Source organism: Desulfomarina profundi (assembly GCF_019703855.1).
GTDB lineage: Bacteria > Desulfobacterota > Desulfobulbia > Desulfobulbales > Desulfocapsaceae > Desulfomarina > Desulfomarina profundi.
This window is the reverse complement of sequence record NZ_AP024086.1, coordinates 3,655,393-3,681,772: the sequence shown is the minus strand read 5'-3', so window position 1 is coordinate 3,681,772 and position 26,380 is coordinate 3,655,393. Positions and strand designations below refer to the sequence as shown.

The window sequence follows — 26,380 nt, the reverse complement described above, 5'->3', positions numbered from 1 at the left end:
GATTGACACTGTTTTCAGGCAGTGTTACGATTTTTAATGTTGTGTTACCGTAACAGCACAGTATGGTTGTTGTCAAGAATAATAATATTTTTTTTAAATTTGTGTTACCGAGGTGTCATGGACGTACAATTTACTGTAAAAAGAGTGGGTGTTGTTCATTCCTGCCTGAAGGAAAAATTCGGAATTCCCCGTCAACCGGGGATGGCACCATCAGTAACAGCCTCGCTGGAATTGCTGCCGCCTTTCGACCGGGAAGAAATGGTTCGGGAGCTTGAGAATTTTTCCCATGTGTGGGTCCAGTTTTATTTTCACCGTGCTGTTGATGAAGGATGGAAAGTAACTGTTCGTCCCCCCGGCTAGGTGGGAAAAAAAGAGTGGGGGTTTTTGCGAGTCGATCTCCCCACAGACCGAACCATCTTGGCATGTCTGCAGTGAGACTTGCTGGAATCCGCAGGGAAAAGGGGAAATTATTTCTTGATCTGGCAGGTGTGGATCTGTTGGATGGTACTCCGGTTGTGGATATTAAACCGTATATCCCTTATTCAGACTGTATCAGCGGAGCAGAGGATGGCTATACGGAGATCAAAATTTCAACGATGGCTGTGCGTTTTACCCGTGAGGCTGAGATATTCTGTGCCCGTTATGAACAGGAGACAGGGAGACCACTGCGACAACTCATTGTGGAACTGGTGGGACTGGATCCGAGGCCACCTTTTCAGAAAAAAAGCAGAAATGAATTTGGTATGTGGCTCTGGGACGTCAATATACGATGGCGTGTGTGCGAGAGCTATTTTGAGATACAGAAACTTACTCTACATGAATGAATTCGACCTCGGTTGTATCATCTCCCCGTTTTCCTACTTTGGCAGTAGGTCTGAATGAGCCCCGGCCTGGAGTGGTTATGATTTTGAGTTTGTTTTCTTTTTCCCAGTGGTGCATTTCATTGTTGTGAACCACTTCAAGGAAACGGGGAAGTGCCGGCATTCGGGAGATTTCCCATTTTTCCGGATGGTGGAGGTTGTCGTAGAGAATGAAAGCGAAAAAACAGCAGGCAATGGGAATGCCCATGTGTACGAGTTTCCTGTGGTTAACGAGGAATCTGTCGGCGGTAAAAAGCAGGAAAAAGAGCCAGAAAAATTGAGGAATAAAAAGGTAACAGGGAAGAAGTGTCTGGTAGAGCAGGTATTTTTTGCTTAAGAACAGGAGCGCAAGAGAGCCGTTGATCAAGATGAAAAGCAGCAGTGCAATTTTCAGGTAAAAAGAATCCTTTCTGAAAAAAAACAGTATTCCTGTGAAAAACAGAGTAAAGAAGATTTCGATTTTCGGGGTAACAACATGCCTTGCCTCCATTAGAAAGACGTTGAGGATGAGGGTATTGAACCATATCCTCCTGATGGCTCCATGGAAGATATTGCTCAGCATAATGGTCTTGTCGGTTACACAGAGAAGGTAGAATATGGCAACGACCATCAGGCCAAGCAAAAACCGTGTTTTTCCTTTGAAAAAAAGGATAAACATCAGGGAAAAAGGTACAGTAAGAACCGAGAAGGGGCCGGACCAGATGAGGAGCGAAAGGAAGATAAAGAGCAGGCCTGTTCCGAGGTTGCTGTCTCCTGTTTCCCAGAAAAGAAGGCTGAAGAGAAGAATAACCGACACATAAATAAGGTATGTCAGTGTTGTATAGTAAAACAGGTGGTTTATTCCGGATAGCCCAAGCAGAAAAGGGCTGCAGAAGAGAATATATCTGTTTTTCAAAAGACCTGAGCATGGAAGGGCCATGACGGCGGCTATGGTCATGGTGGTACTGGTCAAGAGGTAGACTGTCGGCTGCAGGCGAACATCAAGTTTTGCTGTCAGTAGTGCGATGGTGTTTGTCAGAATGGTTAAATATCCGTTTGGATTGTGCAACAGACTTTTAAACCCTCTTATATCCCCATAAAAATAATTGAAATAGTGACTGGTGTCCTCCACATAAAGACCGGGATGGGTAAAGTGAAACCATGACCGCAACAGCAATACCGAAAGAAAGGTGAAAAAAGAGAAGAGCAACAGGGTCCGGTTGGTGCTGAAAAACTGTTTCCAGCCGAGAGCGTACAGTTTTCTGGAAGACCAGTATGTTTTGAAAAAGGTAGTCATTTTTTTTCCGGGAAAGTATTAACCCACATTTTTCATCAGTTCAGGCATACGGGTTAAAGCCACGCTGAAGCGTGTTCAACTATCAGTGACTCGATATCTGCAGGCGTTTTTTCAGCATTACCTTGAAAATTGAAAAGAATGTTCTGTAGTTGCGATATTTTCCATGCATTGCCTGATATTTGTTGGAATAGTTTACCGGTATTTCGACAATTCTATTTCTGTTTCGCAATATTTCAATAACCATTTCAGTTAACAATGCGGGACCTCGTTCAGCCAGCTGGTCCTTTATTTCTTCATAGCTCGAGCGCCATACTGCTCTGAATGTGCATCCGACATCGGTAAGCCGGGGTTCGTAACTCCACCAGAACAGCTCAAGCACCTTTGCCAGGAATATATTGGCCAGTCTCACGGTTCCCTGCATATCTGAACCCCGGGTGATAAGTTGCCGTGTTGTTCTGGTTCCGGCAACCATGTCTGCTTCTTTCAGGTAGCACAAGAGTTTATCTATATCATGGGCCGGAAAAGTATAGGCCGCCTCAGCTAAAATAAGAATATCCCCAGGCACTCTGTCCATACCATATTTCAATTTTTCACCGTAGAGCGTCATGCTTGGAGGACAGGTGAGAAATGTGACATCCATCCCCTTAACGGTATTGGCAATCTTATTTTCATGAGGAAGGACAACATGGATGGATGTGATGGCTTTGATTTTCCCGTATTGCTGTACGGCCAGGGGGAGGTTTTCTTCTGTTCCCTCGGAATAAAGAATCAGAGAGATTGTTTTCTTTGAAAACGACTTGTTTCTCTCGTAGAATCGTGCAAGATTGAGGGAATCTCTGTCGTTTATATTGACATAGGTTCCGTTCAGCTGAAAACAGGAAACACCCGGTTTTTGTGAGCAGAGTTTATCGAGAAAGGTGACAAATTCAACATAGTTATCCGGGGATTTTCTGAACGCTTTCTCCAGGAGGTCAAAGACCGGCGGATTGAGGAGAAACGTACCACAACCCAGCAGGTTGTTTTCAACCTTATCTGGTTTTTCGACAAGTCTGACAATCCTAGAACCGTTGAGCTGTACGGCATAATTCCTGTGGATTATTTTCGGGTCATCAACTGCCATGACCGTACATGTGGCAATGTGGTGTGAAAGGGGTGTTTTCAGTATCTCGTCATGGTTTGAGTCGATATAACATTCATCTGAGAGTATAACACAGCAGGTGGTGTCGACTTTTCGGCCGGCCAGAAGAATTGACCAGGCAAGTCCCCGGTCAAGTTCTCTGTTTTCGATATAGTGGAGCCTGACTCCAAGTTGTCTGCCGTCCTTGAAATACTCTTTTATGATATCCCCAAGGTAACCGACAACAATATAAATATCTTCAATCTGAAGAGAATCCCGCATGAGGCTGATTATACGTTCAAGATTGGGTTTCCCGGCGATCTGGAGCATTCCTTTGGGGACAAGAGTTGTGTAAGGTCGCGCTCTGACACCTTTACCGGCTGCAGGTATTATACCGACCATTTTTTCCATTCAGCGAACCCGCAGGTAGTAGGAAAGAGTGAGGTAGAGATATTTCAGTGTTTCAGAAACATGTTTCATTTTGGCCTGGCCGGTATGCCGTGGACTGAAGACAACGGGAATTTCAGTAATTTTGATATTGTTGCGGGCCAGTTTTACGCCGAGTTCCAGCACATGTTCAAACCCTTTTCTCTCAAGTTTAATTCCCTCGAGAGCACTTCTGTTTATCGCCTTGCATCCCGTGTACAGATCAGTAACATTCTGTTTGAAAAGAAGATTGAAAAGCGATGAAATGATCTGGTTACCTTTTCTTTTCAGAAAAGGCATAGAGGTGTTACTGTTGTCAAGAAATCGACTTGTGTAAACCACATCCGCGTTGTCGAGTTCCTTAACCAGTGCCGGGATGGCTTCCGGAGGATATTCACAGTCCGCATCAATTATCACAATTTTCGAATTATTTGATGCCTTAATGCCGTCTATAAGGGAGGCTCCGTATCCCTCGTTGCTCTGGTGCCTGATGAGGGTGGCATCGGGAAAGGAGCTGATGATCTCGACTGATTTATCTGTTGATGCATTGTCAACAAAAATAAGGTTTATCGGAAAATTCAGTCTGCAAATTCTGGTATGGAATTCCTGTAAAATCTCTTCTTCGTTCAGTACGGGTACAATAATGTCTACTGGTTCAGTCGGTGAGGCTGTTGTCATGGCCGGCTCCTTATTGAATCATCCCAACTTTAGTCTAAATATCGAGTTGTTACAATAAAATTCAAGGTGAGTTCTGGAGAAATGCGGCTTTGGACCCTGGAACGGTTAATCGGAATTCGAAGAGGTTAGGAACGGGGAGCAGGGGCGGGGGCGGAAAATCCTTCAAGATCGACAGAAACGCGGCCACCGATATCATATCGCGCTGAATTGATATCGTAATCAAGACTCCCACCATCAATACTGACATTTTCTCCGATCAGTTTTGTTTTCCCAGGGCAGTTGACAGTGCGTTTATCGCTGTTGTAGTGGAGAAGGTCGGTGTAAAGAAACTGATTATCGCGGATTTTATTAACCACCACGTCTCCGGAAAGGGTCAGGGCCTTGGTTTTAACGTTGTATTTTCCCGTTCTGGAGACGATATGAGTAACATTGCCATCTTCGTCAAAGATATCAGCATCAACGGTTTCAAGGATGAGAATATCTGTATCATCCCCGGTTCGGGCAGATTTCGCCCGGATCATGGCTGTCTTTTTTCCATTCTGATTCTGCAGAATTTTAACCGATTCCATCCTGAAATTATGCTGATTTGTCTTTTTGATTACTGTTTGAGCAGGAACCCCGCCACGGGGGGTCAGAAATTTACCGATGGGTATGCTCCAGAGAGGATAGGTCAGGATAAGGAGAAGGGGGATAAGCCAGACCTGATTGCGGTGCAGTTTCATCTGGTTTTGTATTTCTGCAGGAGTTTCGAGAGGGAGTCCCGGGATTCCAGGAGCAGGTTGCAACAGTCTCTGACTGCTCCATGGCCACCATCTCTTTTTGTGATGAAATGCACAGCTTCAAGCACCTCCGGCTCTGCATCGGCGGGTGCTACTGCAAGTCCAACCTGCAGCAAAAGGACCAGGTCCAGCCAGTCATCGCCCATGTAGGCAATTTCAAACGGTTTTAACCCCGATTGTTTCCTGATCTCTCTGAAGGCATTGTTTTTGTCAATTGCACCCTGGTGGATGTAATCCATTTTCAGTTCGACAGCTCTTCTCTGTACAACCTCTGATTTTCTGGCAGTAATTATTCCGGTACTGATGCCTGCTTCCCTGAGAAGTCGAAGGCCGAATCCGTCCTTGGTGTGAAAACTTTTGCTTTCTCCACTCCCATCTGAATAGAGCAGGGTGGCATCGGTAAGAACACCATCCACATCAAGAAGAAGCAGTTTAATTTCCTTTGCTCTGGCAAGCGCACGCATGCGATAAGGATCGGTTTGTGGTGTACCTCGTTTTCTGGCCATGGAGCGATAACCTTCCATGATTTCGCAGTCGGAAGGGTGCCCGGTTGGTGAAGAGCATGAGTCTGACATGATCAGGCAAGAGCGGTCCGAATTTTGATGATTCTTTTCAAAACCTCTTCCACATCGTCCAGGGCTATGGAGTTGGCACCATCGCACAGGGCTTTCCGGGGGTCCGGATGAATCTCCATGAACAACCCATCAATCCCGGCTGCCGTAGCTGCCCTGGCCAGTGGTTCAATGAATTCACGCTGTCCACCTGAAGAGCCTCCGGCACCACCTGGAAGCTGAACGGAATGGGTTGCATCAAAGACAACCGGGCAGCCGAGGGAGCGCATTATCGGCAGGGAGCGCATGTCAACCACAAGATTGTTGTAACCAAAGCTGGCTCCCCTTTCAACCAGCATGATTTTCCTGCCACCGACCCCACGTAATTTGTCCACCACGTTTTTCATATCCCAGGGGGATACAAACTGACCCTTTTTGACATTGACAACCTTGCCGGTTCGGGCCGCTTCGGTGAGAAGATCTGTCTGTCGACAGAGAAAGGCCGGAATCTGGATGATATCAAGTACTTCAGCAGCAGCTTTAACCTGGCTGGCATCGTGCACATCTGAAATGACTGGAAGTTGCATCGATTCCCGTATTGAGGCAAGGATCATCAACCCTTTTTCAAGACCGGGTCCCCGGTAGGATGAAAGAGATGTTCTGTTTGCCTTGTCAAAGGAAGCCTTGAAAATATATGAAATACCAAGGCGATTGCAGATTTCCTGCATTTTTTCAGCAACGGTACGGGCAATTTCCTCTGATTCAAGAGCACATGGGCCACCGATCAGAAGAAGGGGTTGGCCTGTACCGACCACAATGGGGTCACCGGTTGGAACAGGTATCTCAATTTTGATTTCCTGCATTTTTTATCCTTCCTGCTTTTTTTTAAGGGCGGCACTGATAAAGTCCCTGAAAAGCGGATGGGGTTTCATGGGTTTGGATTTGAATTCAGGGTGGAACTGGCAGCCGAGGAACCAGGGGTGATCGGCTATCTCAACTATCTCCACAAGGTTATTGTCCGGTGACGTTCCTGAAATGACAAGACCGTTTTTCTCAAGATCGCTACGGTAATCGTTGTTGAATTCATAACGATGGCGATGCCTTTCCGAAATTTCTTCAGTTCCGTAGGCCATGAAACTGTTGGTTTTTTTCTTCAAAACACAGGGATAAGCCCCCAGCCTGAGTGTTCCGCCCATATCTGACTCTTCATCACGCACCTGCAACTCGTCAGTTCGATAGTCAAACCATTCCTTGATCAGAAAAATGACCGGGTCAGGAGTCGTCGCATCCATTTCAACGGAGTTGGCCTTGGCCAGTTTCAGAACATTTCGGGCAAATTCAACAACGGCGAGCTGCATACCGAGGCATATACCGAAAAAGGGAATCTTGTTTTCCCTGGCAAAATTGATGGCCTTGATCTTACCTTCAACACCACGTTTTCCAAAACCGCCCGGGACCAGGATCCCGCTGCAACCCTCCAGCAGACTGGCTGCGTTTTTTGATTCCAGGTCTTCAGCGCTGATATATTTCAGGTCGACCTTGGTGTGATTGGCAAGGCCACCGTGTACCAGGGCTTCATGCAGACTTTTATAGGATTCGGTCAGGTCCACATATTTCCCGGTAATGGCAATTGTTACCTCGGTCTGTGGATTCTTGATGTTATGGACAAGTTCCTTCCAGGGTTCGATGTTGGGCTGTCCTGTCCAGATATTGAGCAGTTCCAGTATCTTGCTGTCCAGTCCTTCCCGGTGAAGGTAGAGTGGCAGTTCATAGATTGTATCCACATCAATAGCAGTGATGACGGCATCCGGGGCGACATTACAGAAAAGAGCTATTTTTGCCTTGAGACTGTCCTCCAGAGGAACTTCTGTTCTGCACACAAGGATATCGGGTTGGATACCGTCTGCACGCAGCTCCCTTACAGAATGCTGGGTCGGCTTGGTCTTCACTTCGCCTGCTGTCTTAATGTAGGGAACCAGGGTCAGGTGAATATACAGAGAGTATTCTTTACCCAGATCACCGCGCAGCTGGCGGATGGCCTCGATAAACGGCAGACCCTCTATATCACCGACAGTACCGCCGATTTCGATAATTGCCACATCAACGCTGCCGTCGAGCTGCAGAACTGCAGCTTTAATTTCGTCAGTGATATGGGGGATGACCTGGACAGTTCCGCCAAGATATTCTCCCCGGCGTTCCTTCATGATGACGGAATAGTAGATCCGTCCGGAAGTGTAATTGTTTTTCTGATTCATGACGGCATTGGTGTAGCGCTCGTAATGCCCCATGTCCAGATCTGTCTCAGCCCCGTCGTCAGTAACATAGACCTCCCCGTGTTGAAAAGGGTTCATGGTACCTGGATCAACATTGATATAGGGGTCGAGTTTTTGAAAAGTAACAGTGAGCCCGCGGCTTTCAAGCAAAGCCCCAATTGCTGCAGAGGCTAGTCCTTTTCCCAGGGATGAGAGGACGCCGCCGGTCACGAAAATAAACTTGGTCCGTTTGGTGTTTTTTGAATTTTCCATGGCTGGCAATATAGCAACCGACTCCCGTTTTTGGAATAGAAAATTGTTCTTCATTCATAAAAAACCTGCAGCTGCGGAGATTTACAATCTAACCTTCCTGTGGTGTTGTTTCCCGCGATGGTTAAAATGAACAGGCAGGGAGCGTCACTGTTTCTGGTTGATTCATGATTAGACAGTGAATATCCTCTCTGTAGAGGTTGTTGGTAATCATTATTTTTTTATTTCGGGAGGAAATATGCAGTTTCTGACTATAGTCTCTGTGCTGGCTCTTTTTTCCATTGCGGCATTTGCCGGGCAGGAAGGGCAGGTCAGTGAACAGAGGGTAGCCGTTTTTGGTGGTGGATGTTTCTGGTGTATGGAGCCGCCTTTTGAACAGCTTGATGGAGTTGTCGATGTCACGGCCGGATACTGTGGCGGAGAAGAAGTGGATCCCACCTACGAGCAGGTTTCATCCGGAATGACAGGACATGTTGAGTCGGTTCGTGTTGTGTATGACCCTGAGAAGATAAGCTTTAAAGAATTGCTTGATACTTTCTGGAGACAGGTTGACCCGACGGATGATGGCGGTCAGTTTGCTGATCGGGGTCCACAATATCGAACAGCGATTTTCTATTCAACGGAAGAGGAACGACAGGTTGCCCTTCAGTCAAAAAAAGAAATAGATGAGGCGAATATTTTTAACGGACCGATTGTCACGGCAATTGTTCCCATGAAGGAGTTTTATTCCGCTGAGGAATATCACCAGGATTATTATCGGAAAAATATTCTTCATTACTCATTATACAAAGCGGGTTCGGGCAGGTCCGGGTTTTTAAAAAATACATGGAAAAAACAGAAGGAAATCAAAACAAAATCTTCAGATAAAGAAAAATTACGTTCGACTTTGACTGACCTGCAATATTCTGTTACTCAAAACGATGCGACAGAACCTCCGTTTCAAAATCCTTATTGGAACAATAAGGAAGCAGGTATCTATGTTGATATTGTGTCCGGGGAGCCCTTTTCAGTTCTCTGGACAAGTTCAAGTCGGGAACCGGGTGGCCCAGTTTTTCCAGACCCCTGGTTAAGGAAAATATTGTTGAGGTCAAGGACAGGAAGTTTTTCATGGAAAGGACTGAAGTGCGCAGTTTCCATGGGGATTCGCACCTGGGGCATCTATTTGATGACGGTCCCGAACCTACAGGTCTGCGTTACTGTATCAACTCGGCATCACTCAGGTTTGTTCCAGCCGACAAGCTCGAGGAACAGGGGTATGGAGAGTTTCTGCCTCTGTTTCATTAATGGTCACCTTGAAAAATTACCTTTTCGTCCGATCTCTGCGTCACAGAAAAATGAAAAATGCTCACATATGCTCAATATGCTGCGCTTTTTAATTTTCCTATTCCTCGGAGTCTATGCTTACCTGATCTCGAACGAAAATTCTAATTTTTCAAGGCACCCTAATGTCTTCAAAAAGACCTGTGACACAGGCAGGGTCATAAAGTAATTGTACCCCGGGGAGGGAAATGGAACGAAAGGCGGGGAATATAATTGTTTCGGCAAAAGAGGCCGTGGCCACCATCAAAAACGGAAGTCGCATCTTTATCGGCTCTGGCTGCGGAGAGCCCCGCCATCTCATTCATACCATGGTCAAGGATCTGCACCTGAAAGACATCATGGTATTTCAGATGCTTGCCTTCACTCTGGCTGATTATTTTACTGATGAAGACTTTCTGCAAAGGTTTTCCGTCAAACTTTTTTTTGTCACCCGGGAGATGCAGCAGGCCGCCTTTGAAGGCAAGGTCGATTATATTCCCACTTATCTCTCACAGGTACCACGATTTTTTAAAAACCGTGAAATTGTGATTGATACGGTTCTCATCCAGATAAGTCCTCCGGATGAGTTTGGTATTGCCAGCCTCGGTGTGTCTGTTGATGTTACCCTTGAAGCGGTCAAGTCGGCAAAAACCGTTATTGCCCAGGTCAATCCTCGTATGCCACGAACCCACGGTGACGGTTTTCTCCATATCAGCGATATCGATTATCTGGTACCTTTTGAAGAGGAACTGCGTACCATTTCCCAGGAAGTGACTGATGAAAAAATTGCCTCAAGGATAGGGCAATATGTCGGGGAACTGGTTGATGACGGCTCAACTCTGCAGGTGGGTTATGGTCATATGCCGTATACTCTTCTCCGTTACATGGAAGACAAAAACGATCTGGGTATCCACACGTTGATGATTTCGGATGTATTTATTCCCCTTATCAAAAAAGGTGTTATCACAAATAAAAACAAGAATTTCATGACAGACAGGGCCGTTGCCACATTCTGTATGGGGACCCGTTGTGTCTATGATTACATCGACAATAATATCCAGTTCTATTTTGGGACGGCTAATTGGGTGAACAATCCGTCGGTTATCGGCAGAAATGATAATTTTATTTCCATCAGCTCGGCCCTGGAGGTTGACCTCACCGGACAGGTTTGTTCTGATTCCGTTGGCAGGCTTTTTTTCAGCGGAACAGGGGACCAGACCAATTTTATTCGGGGTGCGACCCTGTCAAAGGGTGGTCTTTCCATAATCGCTCTGCCGTCCACGGCAAAAAAGGGGAGTGTTTCCAGAATCGTTGCTAATCTCAGCAGGGGGGCGGGTGTTGCCACTCTGCGCGCTGATGTGAATTTCGTGGTTACCGAATACGGTATTGCCCAGCTGAAAGGAAAAAGTATCCAACAGCGGGTGATTGAACTGTGTCAGATAGCTCACCCGGATTTTCGTGAGGCACTGATTGATTCCGCCAAGGACAACCACTATATTTTTGCCGACCAGTTGCCTCCCCTGGCGGAAGACCTGATTTTTATTGAGGAATATAAAAGCAGACTGCGCCTGAAAAACGGCAAAACCATGTCTGTGCGTCCTCTTCTGCCGTCCGATGAAATTGCCTACCGGAATTTTTTTTACTCCCTGGATGAGACTACAGTTTTCTTACGCTTCTTTCATTCCGTCAGTATCTTTTCCCGCAAAATGGCACAGGAACACTGGGCTAATATCGATTATAGACAGAATATTTCCCTCATCGGAGTTGTGCGTAACCTGGGGAATAAGGAGATTGTCACCATCGGAACCTACGCACGTGTTGATGAAGAGTGGGCAGAGGTGGCCTTTGTCGTTCGTGAAGATTTCCAGAAGATGGGTATTGCAAAATATATCTTCAGACAACTGGAAAAAGTTGCTTCATTTAATGGCTTCAAAGGGTTTTATGCCTCCATGCTTCCAGAAAACAAGGCGATGCTGCAACTCTGCCGAAGTTGTTTTTCCAATATCCGGGTGGAGCGTAAAAAGGATGAAACTGCAGTCTGGATGAGATTTTCACAGTAACCGTAAGTTCTGGATGAAGAGTAGTAAGGGAAAGACTGAGGGAGTTATCGGCCGTTCAGGATGTCTTCAATGCGTCTGCCCATGATTTCCGTATTGAAAATCGTCTGCAGAAGAGGGGCAACTGTCTGTTCCTCCTCCTCTGTAAAAAGAAACCCGGGAAGCGGTTTTGCTGTTAATGTCCTCATTCGAGCTTCCATTATCACAACATTGTCCAGGTGGGATGCAACGGTGTGATGTTCACTGATATCACAAAGGGCCGGCAGGACATCCAGCATATTGCCCCAGTATTCCTTTTGTCCCAGGTGTTCTATGATCTGCATGACGGCGGTTGCTGCTGCCAGGTAATCGTTCGAGAGTGACGCTGGCTGACCTTTTGCACACTGGTGTCTGGATATCATCATTCGACAGACAAAAGGTCGAACCGGGTAAATTATACAGAGGTTATCTTCCAGAAAAGGACATTTTTCTTCCGGGGAAGGTTCTTCGAAATCATACATTTTTTCCTGAAGACAGGCCCGGGCAAAATCGTTGGTTGTCATCTTCGGGCGTTTTTTGGGGGAGGCTGATTGCAGTCTTTCAGCAAATTGATGTTCCATTTTGTTCTTGCGGATATATCGAAGAATCAGTTCTCCCTCCACCGCGGTCATCGTTACATTTCGGGTACAGCAGACAAAGCATCCACGGTGACAGGCAACATCAAAGTCTTTGCTCCATACTGTAAAAATCTCGTAGACTGTCTTCAATATCTTTTCTTTCATAGCGGTGAGAAAGCTTTTTTATTCTTTACCCATGAAATTCAGCCAAGTGGGATAAGCGTCAAATTGAGTGTTGTGTGTAATCGGGTATTCTATTGTCTTGCAGAACCGGACGTAACCAGATATGCAAGAGTTGCATACCGTAGAAACTTACCGGAAAAAACAAGGATAGAAAACCGAAAAAAACCGGTCTTTAAAATTCCGGCAAGCAGACAGAGAGGGTCACCGACAATGGGCAGCCAGGAGAGGAGAAGGGACCAGGAACCATATTTCCCATACAGTTGTTTTGCTCTGTTGAGATCTGATGTCTGCAACCGCAGGATTTTTTTGATTATCATATCGGAACCCCAAATTCCAATCAAAAAAGTTGTACAACCGCCCAGGTAGTTGCCAAAAGTTGCAGTTAATACCGTGAAAACCGGAGGATGCCCTTTCATAAGCAAAAGGATGAGCAGCCATTCCGAGCCGATGGGAAGAACTGTGGCCGCAAGAAAACTGAGGGTAAAAAGCAGGGGAAGGGTTGGAGAAAGATCCATGTATTGTAAAAAATCCATAAAAGAGATGAATACTCAATACCCTTTTTCATGTCAACAACCCTGTGGGTTCATTTCTTGCCGGATAACCCTCTTTAGAAATACGGGAATGCCGGTTTAGGTGGGAATTTCTCTTCATATCTGCTAAATGGAGTGGTGGTGTGGAAAACTGAAGAGGGGGCTTGTGAATTATTATTTGGTTTTAATTAGAAAAATTATTGTTATTACAGCTGTTTTTGTGTGTATTTCAGGACTTTTTACTGAAAATGTGAAAGCTGACGCGGGGTTTCAGTCATGGATTTCCGGATTTTACCTGACTGCCTCCATGAGTGGGATAAAGAAGAAAACCTATGAACAGGCATTCTCCGGGGTGACTGAAATTGACCCGATTGTTCTTGAAAAGGCCCGATATCAACCTGAGTTTACAACAGCAATATGGGACTATATTGATGGAAGAGTGAATCCTTTCACAATACGAAAAGGAAAGAGGATGGGTCGTTACTATGCCGGAACACTGGAGACTGTTGAAAAGCGTTTCGGTGTTGAATCCTCAATTATTCTTGCCATCTGGTCGATGGAATCGAGCTATGGAGAGGTTCTGAAAAAAAAGAATCGTCTTCACTATATACCACGTGCCCTGGCCACTCTGGCTTACAGTGATAAAAAACGGCGACGTTTTGCTGAGAAACAATTAATCGCCGCCTTGCAGATTCTGCAGGATGGGGATATTTCCCGGGAGCAGTTTCTTGGATCCTGGGCTGGTGCAATGGGACATACCCAGTTTATTCCCACGAGTTATCTTGCCTATGGTATTGATATGGATGGGAACGGGCGCCGGGATATCTGGAATTCTATTCCCGATGCTCTTGCCACCGCAGCCTCACTGTTACGGAAAAATGGATGGCGAACGGGAAAAACATGGGGGTATGAAACACTAATCCCTTCCGGGGATATCAATTCAAGGAACAGACCAAGACCTTGGCGCAATGGGAAAAACTTGGGTTTGTCCGTCCCGGAAAGAAAAAATATCCCCGTCCCGGAGACAGAGCAGTGCTGAAGTTGTTCACAGGAGCTGATGGTCCTGCTTTTCTGATGCTGAAAAATTTCTTTGTATTAAAAAGGTATAATAATGCTGACGCTTATGCTCTTGCCGTCGGCCTCCTTGCGGATCGTCTTGCCGGAAGTGACGGTATGGTTCAATCCTGGCCGAGAAAGCCGGGAGCACTCGATATTGATGAAAAAATTGAGCTGCAGGAGAGGCTGAAAAAATTGGGGTATTACACGGGGGAAATTGACGGTTCCCTGGGAAGGGAATCAAGAAAAGCGATCCGAAAATACCAGGTGGAAGCCGGTATAAAAGCAGATGGTATTCCCGGGAAAGAACTGTTGCAGAAATTAAGACGGCGATCCTGATTTGCTCCAGTGTATCCTGTAGATGAAAAGGGTGATCCAGGGCCGGTTTTCCTTTTTTCCTGATGATCACTGGTGATAAATTTGTATTCAGTGCAGTTTTGACTGGAACATTTTTTCTGTAAGCTGTTGCCAGTATCCCTGCCTGCGGTTGGTTATACCGGCAAGTGTACCGTAATGGGCTGATATTTCCGGATCGTGCCGCCAGTAGGAATAGGGGAGTCCTCCGAGAATACGGTTAAAAAGAAAAGCCAGACTGATCAGGAGAACAACCGCAACAATAAATCCTGCGACCTGGGACAGGGAGGTAATATTTCCCATGGCCACAATTAGAGCGGTGGCTGTGGCCGGAGGATGGTTGCATTCCATCCAGATCATGGCAAGGCTTGACAGGCCCATGGCGAGGGAGAGGATGATAATTGAGCTTGTTGTTACCGTACCAGTTCCATTGACAGCTCCGGGAGAAAAGAAGAGGTAGCCAGCCCCAAGTGCTCCGAACCCTGAAAACAGGCCGAGCAGATGGGAAAGCAATACTGTGCGCGGTGCTGCTGAGGCGGACATGGGCATCCGGAAAAGGATAAAGGCGGAGGGCCCCAGGGGGGGGAAGAGAAGAGGAAACTGTGTGAAATAAGCGGCAGCGGAAATAACACCCAGGGCGAGGGATCCCTCAATGAAAACGAAGAGGCGAACGACGCGGTCCGGGTGACGAAGACGGGGCAGCAGGTAGTGGAGCTGCAATCTGGAGAAAAACCGGACAACACGAAAAAGTGTACTTTCCTGCGGGGTTCTGGTTGTCTTTCCCGGTGTTTCCATCTATTTCTCCAGGTCTGTCAGTGCTTTTTTCACCGCTTTCAGGGTTGGTTGTTCTCCTACATGGCAAAGCCCGAGCAGTTCATGGATTTCGAGAAAACCGTGTTCGGCCTCCTGGAGAAGCTGAGCCAGTTCATCACCGTTTAAATTGAAACGCTGTACCGCCTCGCTGATAAAAGCAGTCGTCTTGCCATTTTCCGGGTGGAGACTGCTGGGAAGGATCGATGCTGTCATAAGTGGCAGGGCAATACTGTTTTCCAGCTGTAATTCTTCAATACAGTCAGGATTGGCATTATGGATACCGACAAAACAGATCAGTTGTTCGGGAAATTTCCAGTGCTGGAGGATCCATGCACCTGCCTGGGCATGGTTCCAGCCGAAATGGTGCTGCTCTATTTCGGACAACCGTTCATCGGATTCAAGCCATTTCTGCACGACTGGTTCATAATATTCCGTCCAGCTGCCAAGAAGGATGGGCAGTGCCACATCGGCGATCAGCATGGCTGTAAAGGCATCATCACATTCTTCCGGGCAGTGGTAACGGGCAAAGCCACGGGCGATAAGGGCGCGGACAAGGGAATCGCTCCAGAAGGCCTGGTGGTTGAAAAGGGCATTTTGGGGTCTGGGAACGGAGTTAACCGCAGCAAAAGAAAGGGTTATTGAACGGATATGGTCAAGACCCAGCAGACTCACGGCATGCTGGATCGATAAGACAGGTGAGCGCAGGCTGAACAGGGAAGAATTAACGGTTTTGATAACCTGGGCGGAGACCTCCGGCATTGCACTGATGAGACGGGATATCTGCTCCATATCGACCTCTGTCCTGTTGATTTCCTCCAGGAGCCTGGCGCTGGCTGCAGGCAGGGGGGTAATTTCTATATCCTTGAAAAGGATGTTGAAGTTCCCTGTTGCAATGGCGGCATGGTTTCGAATTTTCTGGAAAAGTTTCAGTGGCAATGTCGGTACCCCTCGACGAATAGATTGACGGGTTCAGCCCGCTGGATCCCTGCTTCCCACGGCAGAGAAGGTAAGTTCATGTTTTATTATATCGATTCGGGGTGTCGGTGTGAAATTTTTCTTACAATCAAAATGATCTTTTTTCCCTGCCTGCTGAGTTCAATACCGAAAGCCGGGCTTTGTCTATAAAATTCAGGCTATTGGCAGAGGGGGGCAAAGTCTGCTTCTGCCAGAATCGCCAGATCTTCGGGAGCCAGTTCAATTTCCAGGCCCCTGCGGCCGGCACTGATATAGATTGTACTGAATTCTCGTGCTGAAATGTCAATAAATGCAGGCAGTTTTTTTTTCTGTCCCAGGGGACTGATTCCACCGGCCACATATCCTGTTGTTTTTTCCACCAGGGGTTTTTCAGCCATGGTACATTTTTTACACTTTGCCGCTTTTGCTGTTTTTTTAAAGCTTAACAAGGATGAAACCGGCAGAACAGCTACGCAAAGCTTGTTTTTATCCAGGCTGACAACCAGTGTCTTAAAAACCTGGTGTGGAGAGATGCCAAGCTTTTCTGCGGCTTCTTCCCCGAAAGATTGGCTGGTCGGGGAGTGGGTGTATTTATGAATTCTGTATTTGATTTGTGCTTTTTTTACCTGGTTAATTGCCGGTGTCATAGTTTTTTTGTCTGAAAACTTCGCTTCTGAAGATTGTTTTGCTGCAGTCGGGTTTTCATTCGTTTTTTGTCGCTGAGCCAGTCAATTCGGCTATGCTGGTTTATAAGGAAGTGGTTTTGCGTAAAAAAAAGAATAAGGGTATGATACATTCTTAATAAATTATAATTCTTTTCATTAAAACCTGCAGGGGAAAACAGAAAACATGAAAACTCAGTACTGTAAAATGGAAAAATCTATAATCGTAATACTCCCTTTACTTTTTGGACTCTTTCTTGGTGGTTGTTCGAAACCATATTATGCCGCCATGGAGAAAGTGGGTATCCATAAGCGGGATATTATGGTGGATCGGGTAAAGGCCGCAAGGGATACCCAGGCTGCGGCCCAGGAACAGTTTAAATCGGCCCTGGAGCAGTTTGATTCCGTGGTCAAGCTGAAGGAGACTGATCTGAAAAAGGCCTACAACAATCTCAACCGCGAATACGAGGCCAGTGAAGATATTGCTGAAAAGGTCTCGTCCAGGATAGAAAAAATTGAAGATGTGGCTGATGCACTCTTTAATGAATGGGAGGAAGAGCTGGCTCTTTATAAGAGCAGGGAACTTCGGCGGTCAAGCAAGGAACAGTTGACCAAAACGCGTCAAAAATACAGGGAAATGTTGAGGAGTATGCGTAAGGCGGAAGCCAGTATGGAGCCGGTGCTTGCAATTTTCCGAGATAATGTTCTTTTTCTGAAGCACAATCTCAATGCCCAGGCAATTGGTTCACTCCATGGTGAATTTGCCAATCTTAAAGGTGAGATAGAAAACCTCATCAGCAAGATGAACCATGCCATAGAATCTTCAAATAAATTTATTGCCGAAATAAAATCCTGATTGCGTGGAACTCAGCCAGATCACTTACAGGTTTAATATGGATAAAAACACGGAGTTACAAATCCTGTGACCAGTTACAAAACATGTGCATCGTCAAGTCGGTTGCATTCCATGGGTAACCAGAAACACGGGCTGTCACAAACACTAAAACGGCCAGACAAGGGGTATGAACAGGGTTGAAGCGGCAACAACAAATACGTTCAGCGGGATACCCAGCTTCAGGTAGTCCATAAATCTGTACCCTCCAGGTCCGTAAACCATCAGGTTGGTCTGGTACCCCATGGGAGTGGCGAAGCAGGCGCTGGCCCCGAAACAGATACCGACGATAAATGGTTTGGGATCTACCCCGATTCCTGCTGCCGTTGAAAGGGCGATTGGCAGCAGCAGTACCGCGGTTGCGTTGTTGCTCAAGAGCTGGGTACTGATACTGGTCAGCAGGATGACGGCTCCCAGGATAACGGTCGGAGAAAAACCGGAAAAAATGGCCAGGAAAGACTCAGCATACAGCTGGCTGGCCCCGGTTTTCTGCATGGCGGTACCCAGGGCTATTGTGCCGGCGATAAGGATGAGCACATCCCCCTGCAGGGCCCGGTAGCCGTCCCGCATCTGCAGGCAGCCGGTAATGATCATGAGAAAGGCTGCGGTCAGGGAGCACGTCATGATGTCTGCAATTCCCAGGGTAGCTGTGCCCACCATGCAGAAAAAATTTATTATGGACCACCATGCTTTTCTTTTGTGGATTAATTCCTCGTAGACATCTTCTATTACAATAAAATCCGTTCCGGACCGGAGAGAAGCGAGTTTGCTGTCTTGGCACCAGATAAGGAGAATATCTCCTGTCTGCAATCTGACATCATGGATTTGTTTTTCGGAAATATGGAGATTGCTGCGTTTGACGGCAATAATATTGATATCCGGATCCCGGGCCAGATCTGTTCGTTCCAGCCGCTGCCCCCTTACTGAGGAATGGGGGGAAATAATCAGTTCAACAACGATAGGAGCATCCTTCTGGGCCCCGAGGATAAGACCGCTTTCGGAAGAGGGCAGTTCAACATTTTCCCGGTGGAGGATCTCCACAAGATCATTTAATGATCCCTTCACCAGCAGGATATCTCCACCATTAATTGTCATCCTGTCCCTGCCCGGGTGGTAGATCCTGGATTTACTGACAAGTTCCACAACTTGCAGGGCCGGATACTGTTTTTTGAAGATTTCGGCAGGAGATTTTCCCACGAGTGGACTGGTGTGGGGGATACGCAGTTCTGCCAGATACTGACGGTGGTCACTGTCCTGCAGTCTGCAGATGGGGTTGGAAAGGGCAGGCAGAACCCGGGGGGCCATAAAAAAAATGAAAACAATACCGCATATGGCAATGGGTACACCTAAAAAACCGAGTTCGAACATCGACAGACCGTCATAACCATAACTGACACTGAGGTCACTGATAATGATATTGGTTGAAGTTCCGATCAGTGTACAGGTTCCGGCCAGGATGGAGGCATAGGAAACTGGAATAAGATATTTGGACGGGCTGAGACCAAACTCGCAACACATGGTCATGATGACCGGGATAAAGAGGATAACTACCGGTGTGTTATTGATAAACCCGGAAGCCAGGGCAACGGAAAGCAGGATGATTAAGAGGGCAAGTTGCGGATTTCCCCGGGAAAATTGAATGATTTTTCTGCCAAGAAATTCAACACCCCCGGTACGGATCATCCCTTTGGAAACAACAAACATTGCACCGACAGTAATAACTGCAGGGTTTGCAAAACCCGCCACAGCTTCCTGGGGGTGAGTATTCTACTGACTACCAGAACAACCATTATACCGATGGCCGTAAGGTCCACGGATATTATTTCAGTGATAAGAAGATAAAGAGTCAGGAGCAGTATTGTAGAGAGAATCCAGATATCCATGGTGTGTACCTTCAGAGTATCTTCTGATGAATGTTCCTATAATTGTAGTGGTCTTGTATGGAATGTCCAGTGTTTCCCCGTTAATTCCAGGCATTGCTGAGTTTTCTGCTCAATCAAAAAAAGTATTGCTGGAGAAGGTGGGGTAAACTAGGATAAACCGGCATGGCCGAATCAAAAGATCGGCCGCTTATGCCGTTTGGATATAACAGAGTTATGAAAATTCCAACCATGGCAGGAACGCCTGCAGAGGGGGGCAGACAGATTTTTCCTAAGATGGAAGGTTTTTATTCTATTGCAGTGGAGTAAAAAAGGTGTCGAAAAAATTTTTTTCATTTTCCGGTTCTATAAGCGAAAAAGAGAGCGAAGCTGCTGCTTCCGTATCGGGGAAAGAGGGACTCATTACCGTGAAGTTCATGCACAGAGGACTGAAACGGGGAGGTTCTCCGGAGGGGTTTCTCAGGCAGTTTCCAGGAGGGATTCCTCAATGGAAAAACTGCCGTTTTGTTTTTGATGTGGATTTTCGCGAGTATGACTGGCTGGTTGTCTATCATGATTTGCCTGAAGACGGATTTCTGACGGAAGAAAAGCTGGCCTGTTCCCGGGAAAGAACGATGCTGATAACCGGGGAGCCGTCCACAATTACTGTTTTTGGGTCAGATTATCTTCGTCAGTTCGGGTGTATTCTCACTTTCCAGGAACCCTGGGCAATGAAGCATCCTGACTGCATCTATCATCATCCTGGGCTCGTATGGCATTACGGTCTGCCTTTCGGGGGCGGAGAGTTTATTACCTACGATGAGATTGCAGCCATGAAACCACCGGAAAAAACAAAGACAATTTCAACAGTCTGTTCCCAGCGAAAAGGAAATATTACCCTCCATTCCACCCGGGTTGATTTTACCTGGCGACTCAAGGATGATCTACCTGAACTGGATATTTTCGGGCATGGTGTCAATCCCATGGATGATAAGGCAGAGGCTCTTGATCCTTATCAGTATCATATTGCAGTGGAAAACCATGTATACAACCATCATCTGACGGAAAAACTGCCGGATGCCTTTTTGGGGTATACTCTGCCGTTTTACCACGGTGCGCCGAATGCGGCGGATTACTTCCCGAAAGAGAGTTTTATTCCGATCGATATCAATGATTACAACCGTTCCAGAGAGATTATCAGCAGTCATATTAATAATAATGAATACGAAGACAGGTTACCGTATATAATTGAAGCCCGGCGGAGAGTACTGGAAGAAGAGAATCTTTTTGCCATTCTGGATCGGCAGATTTCAAAGAAGAACGAGGAAATCAAAACAGAAACTGCTGGAAAGGTGATCCGTAATCGTTCAACCATGCGGATAAAAAACCCGGTTGCCGGGGTGCGAAGCCTTTCCCAGAAGGCGATAACAAAACTGTATCACCGGGTCACCTTTAAATCCCGGAACAAGGCCAGAAATCTGTAATCTGGATTCGTGACGGATTCAGGAGACGAAAAAGGAGAAATACAATTTATGCTGAAAGAAAAAAAAATCGGATTCATCGGCAGTGGTAATATGGGGGAAGCGCTTATCAGCGGTCTTGTGCTGTCAGGGGCAACAGTTCCTGAAAACATAATCTGCTCAGATATCCGTGAAGAACCCCTGGTGGAGATGCGGGAAAAATATAATATTGCCACAACCACCAGTAACGTAGAGGTTGTGGAACGGTCCGAGGTTATCATCTACGCGACAAAACCGCAGATTCTTGCCTCGGTTTTAAAGGAGACGGCCAATGTCCTTGATAAATCAAAGCTGGTGATTTCCATAGCAGCGGGTGTTCCCCTGGCGGCCATAGCGTCGGGGCTGGGAAAAGAGCTACGATTGATCAGGGTTATGCCCAATATCTGCGCTTTTGTCAAGGAGAGTGCCACTGCCATAGCTGCCGGGGAGTTTGTGCTTGAGGGTGACGTTGATATAGCCAAGGCCATTTTTGACTCTGTGGGTATCAGTGTCTTTATTCAGGAAAATATATTGATGGATGCTTTCACCGGTCTTTCAGGCAGTGGACCGGCCTATGTTTTTCTCATTATTGATGCCATGGCCGATGCCGGGGTGAAAATGGGGCTTTCCAGGCGGGATTCCCTGCTTCTCTCTGCCCAGACTGTTATGGGCTCAGCCAAACTCCTGCTGGAATCAAATGAACATCCCGGACAACTGAAAGACAGGGTTACCTCGCCGGGGGGAACGTCCATTGCCGGCATTCATACCCTTGAACAGGGGGGGTTGCGAACGACTATTATTGATGCAGTGGAGGCGGCCACAAACAGGTCAATGGAACTCGGTGAGCAAATGGTCAAGAATTTTCTGAATGGGCAGTGATGGTCTGTGATTTTTGTACCTGAATGGCTGCCCCGACAGCGTTACCGACTTCCCCATATTGCGGAAAGGTGACGGTGGTTCGCAGTTTTTCAGCAATTTCAGGCAGGAAACACTGCGCAGAACCGCCGATACCCACCAGGGGGATTTTCAGGGAAAAGCTTACCCCAAGAACGGGATGATTCCTGGTTTTGTCAAGAAATCCGGTCAATGATTTGCCCTGAATTGAGTGGATGACAGATTTGATGATCAATGTTTCGATTTTATCTCTGGTCATTTCCAGGATTTTTTTTGCAAACTCCCGGCCGCTCAGTCCCACGGTTTTTCCGAGGATATCAGCACTTCGGACAGCAATTTCCCTGTTGCCTATATGAAGCCTGTTCAGGACATGCAGGGCATCTGTCGGCGTGAACCCGTACTCCTGCAGTTGCTGCTGCCTTATAAGCCTGTCAATGACCTTCTCAAGGGAGATACTGCCTGTTCCGGTCTTTTTTCTTATGATAGCGGGAGTTGTCCAGCCATTTGTTCCCATGAGCTGTTTCAGTTCGTCGGTTTCCAGTCCGGGGCCACGAACAAGAAGCTGGCAGGAATCTCCGGACCCAAGCCAGGTTTCAACCGGTGGTCCATCTGTTTTCATGGCCAGGGGAATCACGCGAATCGGCCCGACAGTGATATCGCCTTTTTTGCCAACATGGACAAAACTGTCACCTCCTATACCGCCGGTGTGCATGTCGATTGCTTCAACATGGGTCTTCCACGCTCCTATATTGCAACCATCATTTAAAAGTGTGGGGGAGCCGTCTTTTATCATGGTGATATCGGTCGTGGTTCCACCAATATCGACAACCAGACAATCTTTGAGGGCTGCGGCTTGAGCACCGAAAACAGCGCTGCATGCAGGACCGCTGGCCACTGTGAGGCCTGCTTGAAGAACAGCTTTTTCAGCGGGAAGCAAAGCCCCGTTTCCTGCAACTGTTAATACAGGGCAGGTCAGTTTGCATTCGGTTAGTGCGCTTGAGACTCCTTCCATGAATTCTGTCATCACAGGCATTAACCTGGCGTGCAGAGCGGCAGTGGCTGCTCGCTCTTCCATGCCGGCCTGGCTACTGACCCGGTGGGAGCAGAAAACGGGTTTGGGGTCTATCATTGAGATGGCTTTTTCCGTAACAAGTTCATGAGCCGGGTTTTTAATGGACATGGCTGAACAGACCGCGTAACTGTCAACCTCATTTTTCAGGCCATGGATAAGGCTGACGAGATAGTCAATATCAAGGGGTTCTTCCTCCTCGCCCTGGAGATTGTGTCCCCCCTTGATGTAGAGCACTGCTTTGACCGGCAGTTTGAAATGTTTTACATAACCGATAACAAGAACGGCAACCCGGGCGCCGCGTTTTTCCACAACACTGTTGGTGGCAAGCGTGGAGGAAACTGCTACCTGTGTCACCTGTTCCGGGGTGAGGCCGGATTGTTTCATGAGTGTTTTCAAAACCTCGCTGACACCAGAGGACAGCTGAAAACGGGTTGTCGGTTTCTTGGCGACGGTGACAATATTTCCGGTTTCGGTTTCAATGAGAACACCATCAGTGTATGTTCCGCCAGTGTCTATGCCGATTATATAGGTTTCCATAAAGTAATTATCGCGATACGATTTGAAGGGTTGTCAATTCTTTCGCTCTCTTTCCGGCAGACTTGAGTTTTAAATTCAACAGGAAAAATTTGTAATGAACTTTCAATATGTTAGAATCTTTTAAAAGTAATTTGTCATAGATTTTATACAGCATGCTTCCCGGAAATACCATGGCAAAGTGGCAGGTTTTCTGAATGGGCTGTAAAAGTGGGTGGATTTATGCTATCTAAAGACTGCTGAACCGAAAAAATGATGCTGTGGTTTTGCCCTGGGACGATTTTTCGAACAGGGGAAACACAGTACATAAACACAAACTCAATTTTGCTGGATGGCTGGAGTGATGAAAAAATTTCTTTTATTTTCAATTTGGTTGTTGGTTTTTCTGGTGTTAACCGTATCAGCACAGGGCAGTGGTGGAGGAAAACAGCTGCGTATGGCATTGCTGCCAATTCCGGATGTTTTACCCGTCTTTGTCGCTGAGGAAAATAATTATTTCAAAGATCTTGGTATTGTAGTGGAAACGCTTGCCGTGGGAAGCGCTCTTGAGAGGGATCAGTTGATGCAGGCGGGAAGAATTGATGGCATGATCAACGAAATTTCCGGTGCGGCCATGTTCAACCGGAAGAAAAACATGGTCAAAATTGTTGGAATTGCCAGATCTCCCCTTGGTGATGCCCCTCTTTTCAGGGTTCTTGGAGCACCGGGAAGTGGGATTAAAGGTGTTACCGAGCTGGCTGGTGTCCCGATCGGTATTTCAAAAAACACGGTAATTGAATATATCAGTGATCGCCTTCTTGCTGCCGGAGGTGTCGGGAAGAAAAATAGAGTCTATAAATCCGTACCGGTACTGCCTGAACGTCTGCAGCTTCTTCTTTCCGGTCAGATAAAGGCCGCCACCCTGCCTGATCCCCTGGGAACCAGTGCTCTGGCCGCGGGAGCTGTTGAAATAGTCAATGATACAAGTCTTGGAGACGTCAGTTGCAGTGTCATTAGTTTTTCAACTGCCAGTCTTGAAGAAAAAAAAGAGACTGTGAAAAAATTCATGGTTGCCTGGGACAGGGCAGTTACCGAGTTGAATGCTGATCCGCAAAAATACAGGGCGCTGATGTTAAAAAAAATAAGAGTACCCGGAAATGTGCAGAAGAGTTTTGCTATCCCGCCTTTTCCTGTGAAAGCTCTTCCCACTCCTGGGCAGTGGGAAGATGTCATGAACTGGATGGTGGAGAAAAAACTGTTGAAGGGAGCACTAAAGTATGAGGATTCCATCACTCTCGATTTTCTCCCGGAATAATCCCTGATTCCAATGATCAGTATCAGCGACCTCAGTTTTCAATATGGAGATGGAACAAACCTGTTCTGTGATTTTTCATTCCATGTGAAACGGGGGGAATCCTGGACAATTATCGGTCCGTCCGGCTGCGGCAAAACAACCCTGCTTTTTCTTATTGCAGGGTTGAATCATCCGACGACTGGAAAGATTCTTATCGATGGTAAATCAATAGAGCGACCTCGTCCGTCCACCGGGCTGGTACTTCAGGATCATGGTCTGCTTCCCTGGGCAACAGTGGAAAAAAACTGCAGACTTGGTCTTGAGATAAGAAAGTTTTATGGACCAGACGGAAAACACAGTCCCTCTGATCTTCGGCCGGATGAAAAGGAAGAGCAGGAACGGGTTGAGCACTGGCTTAGCTGGTTGGGTATTGATCACTTGAAATCGATGTTTCCCTCCCAGTTGTCCAGAGGGCAGCGACAGCGGGCGGCTATTGCCCGAACTCTGGTTCTTCAGCCTGACCTGCTTCTGATGGATGAACCTTTTTCAGCTCTTGATGCTCCCATACGTGAAGAGCTGCAGTGGGTGATGAATGGTTTTCATCGGGAGTCTGGATTGACCTCATTGACGGTGACCCATGATATTGAAGAAGCAGTTGTTCTCGGGGAAAAGATCCTGGTTCTTGGTAACCGATGCAACAGGGAGCCGGTCGTTATTGTAAATCATCTTTCGGGAATGCTGGACAGCAGAAAAAATCCCGAATTTATTCAACGCTGTGAGGAGCTGAAAGATATTCTTGTTTCAAACAAACAGGGTGTTTTCAACGACATGAGTGGAGCGCAATGAAAAGAAGGGCAACACTGGTGAGCAGTTTTGCCGGACTGGTCATGTTTTTTGGACTGTGGCAGATTTTTTCCCTGATTGTCAACCGTCCCATTCTTCCTTCTCCCGTGGAGGTTGTGCCTCTTTTTTTCCGGAATATCATCACCGGGGATCTGGGGCTGCATTTTCTGGCGTCGGCGGCCAGGGTACTGGCAGCCATTTTGATTGCCACCCTGCTTGCGGCACCACTTGGCCTTGCTTTGGGACAGATGCCTAAGGTTGACCGGGTGGTGGGGCCTCTTATTGCACTTATCTATCCCATTCCCAAAATTATTTTTCTGCCGGTGATCTATGTCCTGATGGGAATTACCGATCTCTCAAAGATAACGCTCATTGCCATAATTATTTTTTTCCAGATTCTGGTTGTGGTTCGTGATGAGGCGGCAGGGTTGAAAAAGGAACTGATTCTTTCCGTAAAATCCCTTGGTGCAGGGAGGCGTGCCTTATTCAGATATGTATATCTTCCCGCCTCTATTCCAGCGGTACTCACAGCGCTAAGGGTTTCGGTGGGCACAGCTGTCGCTGTGCTCTTTATCGCAGAACAGTCGTTGACCAGTTACGGTCTTGGGTATTACATCGTCATCGAAACCTATCAGGTTCTTCTCTATCCTGAGATGTATACGGGGATCATGGGGATGGGAGTGCTTGGTGTTCTGCTTTATTTCGGCATTTATTCCATTGAGCTGAAAGTGAGCAGGCACATGTTTATTGAATAGTTTCTAACACCCCACAAGGGGGTATAAGTGCCTTGGAAATAAACCT

Annotated in this window: 25 protein-coding genes and 3 pseudogenes; 13 read left to right on the top strand and 15 right to left on the bottom strand. The window is 46.8% G+C overall.

All coding sequences use genetic code 11. The features are described from left to right. Window positions 1-36: 36 nt before the first annotated feature. Together tsaA and LO777_RS21250 are read left to right on the top strand one after the other, a co-directional pair. Window positions 37-488, top strand: a pseudogene (gene tsaA, locus LO777_RS21255) (tRNA (N6-threonylcarbamoyladenosine(37)-N6)-methyltransferase TrmO); the annotation flags it as partial. 108 nt (window positions 489-596) lie between these two features. Beyond that, window positions 597-824, top strand: a complete 228-nt coding sequence (locus LO777_RS21250) for a hypothetical protein (protein ID WP_407929165.1) — start codon at window positions 597-599, stop codon at window positions 822-824. Here LO777_RS21250 and LO777_RS16940 read toward each other — a convergent pair. The 7 genes from LO777_RS16940 to LO777_RS16910 form a co-directional block, all read right to left on the bottom strand. Beyond that, a complete protein-coding gene (locus LO777_RS16940) occupies window positions 808-2,136 on the bottom strand; it encodes a hypothetical protein (protein WP_228855023.1) in 1,329 nt (442 codons plus the stop codon). The genes LO777_RS21250 and LO777_RS16940 overlap by 17 nt on opposite strands. Before the next feature lie 82 nt (window positions 2,137-2,218). After that, a complete protein-coding gene (locus tag LO777_RS16935) occupies window positions 2,219-3,655 on the bottom strand; it encodes a nucleotidyltransferase family protein (RefSeq protein ID WP_228855022.1) in 1,437 nt (478 codons plus the stop codon). Between the two features lie 9 nt (window positions 3,656-3,664). Further along, entirely contained in the window at window positions 3,665-4,357 is a 693-nt protein-coding gene (locus LO777_RS16930) for a glycosyltransferase family 2 protein (RefSeq protein ID WP_228855021.1), read from the bottom strand. 125 nt (window positions 4,358-4,482) lie between these two features. Continuing rightward, window positions 4,483-5,079, bottom strand: coding sequence for an LPS export ABC transporter periplasmic protein LptC (gene lptC / locus LO777_RS16925; RefSeq protein ID WP_228855020.1), 597 nt, complete (start codon window positions 5,077-5,079; stop codon window positions 4,483-4,485). Then, complete coding sequence (locus LO777_RS16920; RefSeq protein WP_228855019.1) at window positions 5,076-5,711, bottom strand: KdsC family phosphatase; 636 nt, start codon at window positions 5,709-5,711, stop codon at window positions 5,076-5,078. The genes lptC and LO777_RS16920 overlap by 4 nt, the downstream gene beginning before the upstream one ends. A 2-nt stretch (window positions 5,712-5,713) precedes the next feature. Then, complete coding sequence (gene kdsA / locus LO777_RS16915) at window positions 5,714-6,550, bottom strand: 3-deoxy-8-phosphooctulonate synthase (RefSeq protein WP_228855018.1); 837 nt, start codon at window positions 6,548-6,550, stop codon at window positions 5,714-5,716. A gap of 3 nt (window positions 6,551-6,553) precedes the next feature. Then, window positions 6,554-8,212 carry a CTP synthase gene (locus tag LO777_RS16910; protein ID WP_228855017.1) on the bottom strand — a complete coding sequence of 553 codons (1,659 nt, stop codon included), beginning with the start codon at window positions 8,210-8,212 and terminating at the stop codon, window positions 6,554-6,556. 235 nt (window positions 8,213-8,447) lie between these two features. Between LO777_RS16910 and msrB the strand changes: the two are divergent. Together msrB and LO777_RS16895 are read left to right on the top strand one after the other, a co-directional pair. After that, window positions 8,448-9,493: pseudogene (msrB, locus tag LO777_RS16905) on the top strand (peptide-methionine (R)-S-oxide reductase MsrB). Between the two features lie 224 nt (window positions 9,494-9,717). After that, a complete protein-coding gene (locus tag LO777_RS16895) occupies window positions 9,718-11,568 on the top strand; it encodes a GNAT family N-acetyltransferase (protein WP_228855016.1) in 1,851 nt (616 codons plus the stop codon). Between the two features lie 44 nt (window positions 11,569-11,612). Here LO777_RS16895 and LO777_RS16890 read toward each other — a convergent pair whose 3' ends face one another. Together LO777_RS16890 and LO777_RS16885 are read right to left on the bottom strand one after the other, a co-directional pair. Further along, window positions 11,613-12,326 carry a YkgJ family cysteine cluster protein gene (locus LO777_RS16890; RefSeq protein WP_228855015.1) on the bottom strand — a complete coding sequence of 238 codons (714 nt, stop codon included), beginning with the start codon at window positions 12,324-12,326 and terminating at the stop codon, window positions 11,613-11,615. A gap of 89 nt (window positions 12,327-12,415) precedes the next feature. Continuing rightward, complete coding sequence (locus LO777_RS16885) at window positions 12,416-12,877, bottom strand: YqaA family protein (RefSeq protein ID WP_228855014.1); 462 nt, start codon at window positions 12,875-12,877, stop codon at window positions 12,416-12,418. Between the two features lie 127 nt (window positions 12,878-13,004). Here LO777_RS16885 and LO777_RS16880 point away from each other — a divergent pair. Both LO777_RS16880 and LO777_RS16875 read left to right on the top strand, forming a co-directional pair. Continuing rightward, window positions 13,005-13,966 (top strand): annotated as a pseudogene (locus LO777_RS16880) (lytic murein transglycosylase); the annotation flags it as partial. Next, window positions 13,949-14,269 carry a peptidoglycan-binding domain-containing protein gene (locus LO777_RS16875; RefSeq protein ID WP_407929164.1) on the top strand — a complete coding sequence of 107 codons (321 nt, stop codon included), beginning with the start codon at window positions 13,949-13,951 and terminating at the stop codon, window positions 14,267-14,269. The pseudogene LO777_RS16880 and the gene LO777_RS16875, both read left to right, overlap by 18 nt. Before the next feature lie 87 nt (window positions 14,270-14,356). Here LO777_RS16875 and LO777_RS16870 read toward each other — a convergent pair whose 3' ends face one another. The 3 genes from LO777_RS16870 to ybaK all read right to left on the bottom strand — a co-directional run bounded on the left by LO777_RS16870 (window position 14,357) and on the right by ybaK (window position 16,698). After that, the gene (locus LO777_RS16870) at window positions 14,357-15,079 is read right to left on the bottom strand and encodes an HPP family protein (protein WP_228855011.1); all 723 of its coding nucleotides are present in this window, start codon (window positions 15,077-15,079) and stop codon (window positions 14,357-14,359) included. After that, a complete protein-coding gene (locus LO777_RS16865; protein WP_228855010.1) occupies window positions 15,080-16,033 on the bottom strand; it encodes an HDOD domain-containing protein in 954 nt (317 codons plus the stop codon). It lies immediately after the preceding gene. Between the two features lie 197 nt (window positions 16,034-16,230). Continuing rightward, a complete protein-coding gene (ybaK, locus tag LO777_RS16860) occupies window positions 16,231-16,698 on the bottom strand; it encodes a Cys-tRNA(Pro) deacylase (RefSeq protein ID WP_228855009.1) in 468 nt (155 codons plus the stop codon). 223 nt (window positions 16,699-16,921) lie between these two features. Between ybaK and LO777_RS16855 the strand changes: the two genes are divergently transcribed. Next, window positions 16,922-17,569 (top strand): DUF2959 domain-containing protein, encoded by a 648-nt coding sequence (locus LO777_RS16855; protein ID WP_228855008.1) that lies wholly within the window; start codon window positions 16,922-16,924, stop codon window positions 17,567-17,569. Between the two features lie 144 nt (window positions 17,570-17,713). Here LO777_RS16855 and LO777_RS16850 read toward each other — a convergent pair whose 3' ends face one another. Both LO777_RS16850 and LO777_RS16845 read right to left on the bottom strand, forming a co-directional pair. Continuing rightward, window positions 17,714-19,309: an SLC13 family permease gene (locus tag LO777_RS16850; RefSeq protein ID WP_228855007.1), complete on the bottom strand. Its 1,596-nt coding sequence runs from the start codon at window positions 19,307-19,309 to the stop codon at window positions 17,714-17,716. Next, complete coding sequence (locus LO777_RS16845) at window positions 19,285-19,488, bottom strand: hypothetical protein (RefSeq protein WP_228855006.1); 204 nt, start codon at window positions 19,486-19,488, stop codon at window positions 19,285-19,287. The genes LO777_RS16850 and LO777_RS16845 overlap by 25 nt, the downstream gene beginning before the upstream one ends. A 162-nt stretch (window positions 19,489-19,650) precedes the next feature. On the opposite strand from LO777_RS16845, the gene LO777_RS16840 reads away from it, so the two are divergent. The 3 genes from LO777_RS16840 to proC are packed head-to-tail and all read left to right on the top strand — an operon-like array spanning window position 19,651 to window position 21,842. Next, entirely contained in the window at window positions 19,651-19,794 is a 144-nt protein-coding gene (locus LO777_RS16840; RefSeq protein WP_228855005.1) for a hypothetical protein, read from the top strand. A 5-nt stretch (window positions 19,795-19,799) separates the two neighbouring features. Beyond that, window positions 19,800-20,948, top strand: coding sequence for a glycosyltransferase family 10 domain-containing protein (locus LO777_RS16835; protein ID WP_228855004.1), 1,149 nt, complete (start codon window positions 19,800-19,802; stop codon window positions 20,946-20,948). Window positions 20,949-20,996: 48 nt separating this feature from the next. Then, the gene (gene proC, locus LO777_RS16830) at window positions 20,997-21,842 is read left to right on the top strand and encodes a pyrroline-5-carboxylate reductase (protein WP_228855003.1); all 846 of its coding nucleotides are present in this window, start codon (window positions 20,997-20,999) and stop codon (window positions 21,840-21,842) included. Here proC and LO777_RS16825 read toward each other — a convergent pair. Then, complete coding sequence (locus LO777_RS16825; RefSeq protein WP_228855002.1) at window positions 21,817-23,466, bottom strand: hydantoinase/oxoprolinase family protein; 1,650 nt, start codon at window positions 23,464-23,466, stop codon at window positions 21,817-21,819. The two genes, proC and LO777_RS16825, sit on opposite strands and share 26 nt — an antisense overlap. Window positions 23,467-23,899: 433 nt before the next feature. On the opposite strand from LO777_RS16825, the gene LO777_RS16820 reads away from it, so the two are divergent. From LO777_RS16820 to LO777_RS16810, 3 genes are read left to right on the top strand one after another with little or no spacing between them, the layout of a single operon-like run. Continuing rightward, entirely contained in the window at window positions 23,900-24,757 is an 858-nt protein-coding gene (locus LO777_RS16820; protein WP_228855001.1) for an ABC transporter substrate-binding protein, read from the top strand. Between the two features lie 12 nt (window positions 24,758-24,769). Further along, window positions 24,770-25,582: an ABC transporter ATP-binding protein gene (locus LO777_RS16815; RefSeq protein WP_228855000.1), complete on the top strand. Its 813-nt coding sequence runs from the start codon at window positions 24,770-24,772 to the stop codon at window positions 25,580-25,582. Continuing rightward, window positions 25,579-26,334, top strand: a complete 756-nt coding sequence (locus LO777_RS16810) for an ABC transporter permease (RefSeq protein WP_228854999.1) — start codon at window positions 25,579-25,581, stop codon at window positions 26,332-26,334. Before LO777_RS16815 ends, LO777_RS16810 begins: the two co-directional genes overlap by 4 nt. Window positions 26,335-26,380: the final 46 nt, after the last annotated feature.

Coding starts and splice junctions, on each gene's coding strand:
- LO777_RS21250 (WP_407929165.1), top strand. CDS start 597: ATGGCTGTGCGTTTTACCCGTGAGGCTGAGATATTCTGTGCCCGTTAT.
- LO777_RS16940 (WP_228855023.1), bottom strand. CDS start 2,136: ATGACTACCTTTTTCAAAACATACTGGTCTTCCAGAAAACTGTACGCT.
- LO777_RS16935 (WP_228855022.1), bottom strand. CDS start 3,655: ATGGTCGGTATAATACCTGCAGCCGGTAAAGGTGTCAGAGCGCGACCT.
- LO777_RS16930 (WP_228855021.1), bottom strand. CDS start 4,357: ATGACAACAGCCTCACCGACTGAACCAGTAGACATTATTGTACCCGTA.
- lptC (WP_228855020.1), bottom strand. CDS start 5,079: ATGAAACTGCACCGCAATCAGGTCTGGCTTATCCCCCTTCTCCTTATC.
- LO777_RS16920 (WP_228855019.1), bottom strand. CDS start 5,711: ATGTCAGACTCATGCTCTTCACCAACCGGGCACCCTTCCGACTGCGAA.
- kdsA (WP_228855018.1), bottom strand. CDS start 6,550: ATGCAGGAAATCAAAATTGAGATACCTGTTCCAACCGGTGACCCCATT.
- LO777_RS16910 (WP_228855017.1), bottom strand. CDS start 8,212: ATGGAAAATTCAAAAAACACCAAACGGACCAAGTTTATTTTCGTGACC.
- LO777_RS16895 (WP_228855016.1), top strand. CDS start 9,718: ATGGAACGAAAGGCGGGGAATATAATTGTTTCGGCAAAAGAGGCCGTG.
- LO777_RS16890 (WP_228855015.1), bottom strand. CDS start 12,326: ATGAAAGAAAAGATATTGAAGACAGTCTACGAGATTTTTACAGTATGG.
- LO777_RS16885 (WP_228855014.1), bottom strand. CDS start 12,877: ATGGATTTTTTACAATACATGGATCTTTCTCCAACCCTTCCCCTGCTT.
- LO777_RS16875 (WP_407929164.1), top strand. CDS start 13,949: ATGCTGAAAAATTTCTTTGTATTAAAAAGGTATAATAATGCTGACGCT.
- LO777_RS16870 (WP_228855011.1), bottom strand. CDS start 15,079: ATGGAAACACCGGGAAAGACAACCAGAACCCCGCAGGAAAGTACACTT.
- ybaK (WP_228855009.1), bottom strand. CDS start 16,698: ATGACACCGGCAATTAACCAGGTAAAAAAAGCACAAATCAAATACAGA.
- LO777_RS16855 (WP_228855008.1), top strand. CDS start 16,922: ATGGAAAAATCTATAATCGTAATACTCCCTTTACTTTTTGGACTCTTT.
- LO777_RS16850 (WP_228855007.1), bottom strand. CDS start 19,309: ATGTTTGTTGTTTCCAAAGGGATGATCCGTACCGGGGGTGTTGAATTT.
- LO777_RS16845 (WP_228855006.1), bottom strand. CDS start 19,488: ATGGATATCTGGATTCTCTCTACAATACTGCTCCTGACTCTTTATCTT.
- LO777_RS16840 (WP_228855005.1), top strand. CDS start 19,651: ATGGCCGAATCAAAAGATCGGCCGCTTATGCCGTTTGGATATAACAGA.
- proC (WP_228855003.1), top strand. CDS start 20,997: ATGCTGAAAGAAAAAAAAATCGGATTCATCGGCAGTGGTAATATGGGG.
- LO777_RS16825 (WP_228855002.1), bottom strand. CDS start 23,466: ATGGAAACCTATATAATCGGCATAGACACTGGCGGAACATACACTGAT.
- LO777_RS16820 (WP_228855001.1), top strand. CDS start 23,900: ATGGCATTGCTGCCAATTCCGGATGTTTTACCCGTCTTTGTCGCTGAG.
- LO777_RS16815 (WP_228855000.1), top strand. CDS start 24,770: ATGATCAGTATCAGCGACCTCAGTTTTCAATATGGAGATGGAACAAAC.
- LO777_RS16810 (WP_228854999.1), top strand. CDS start 25,579: ATGAAAAGAAGGGCAACACTGGTGAGCAGTTTTGCCGGACTGGTCATG.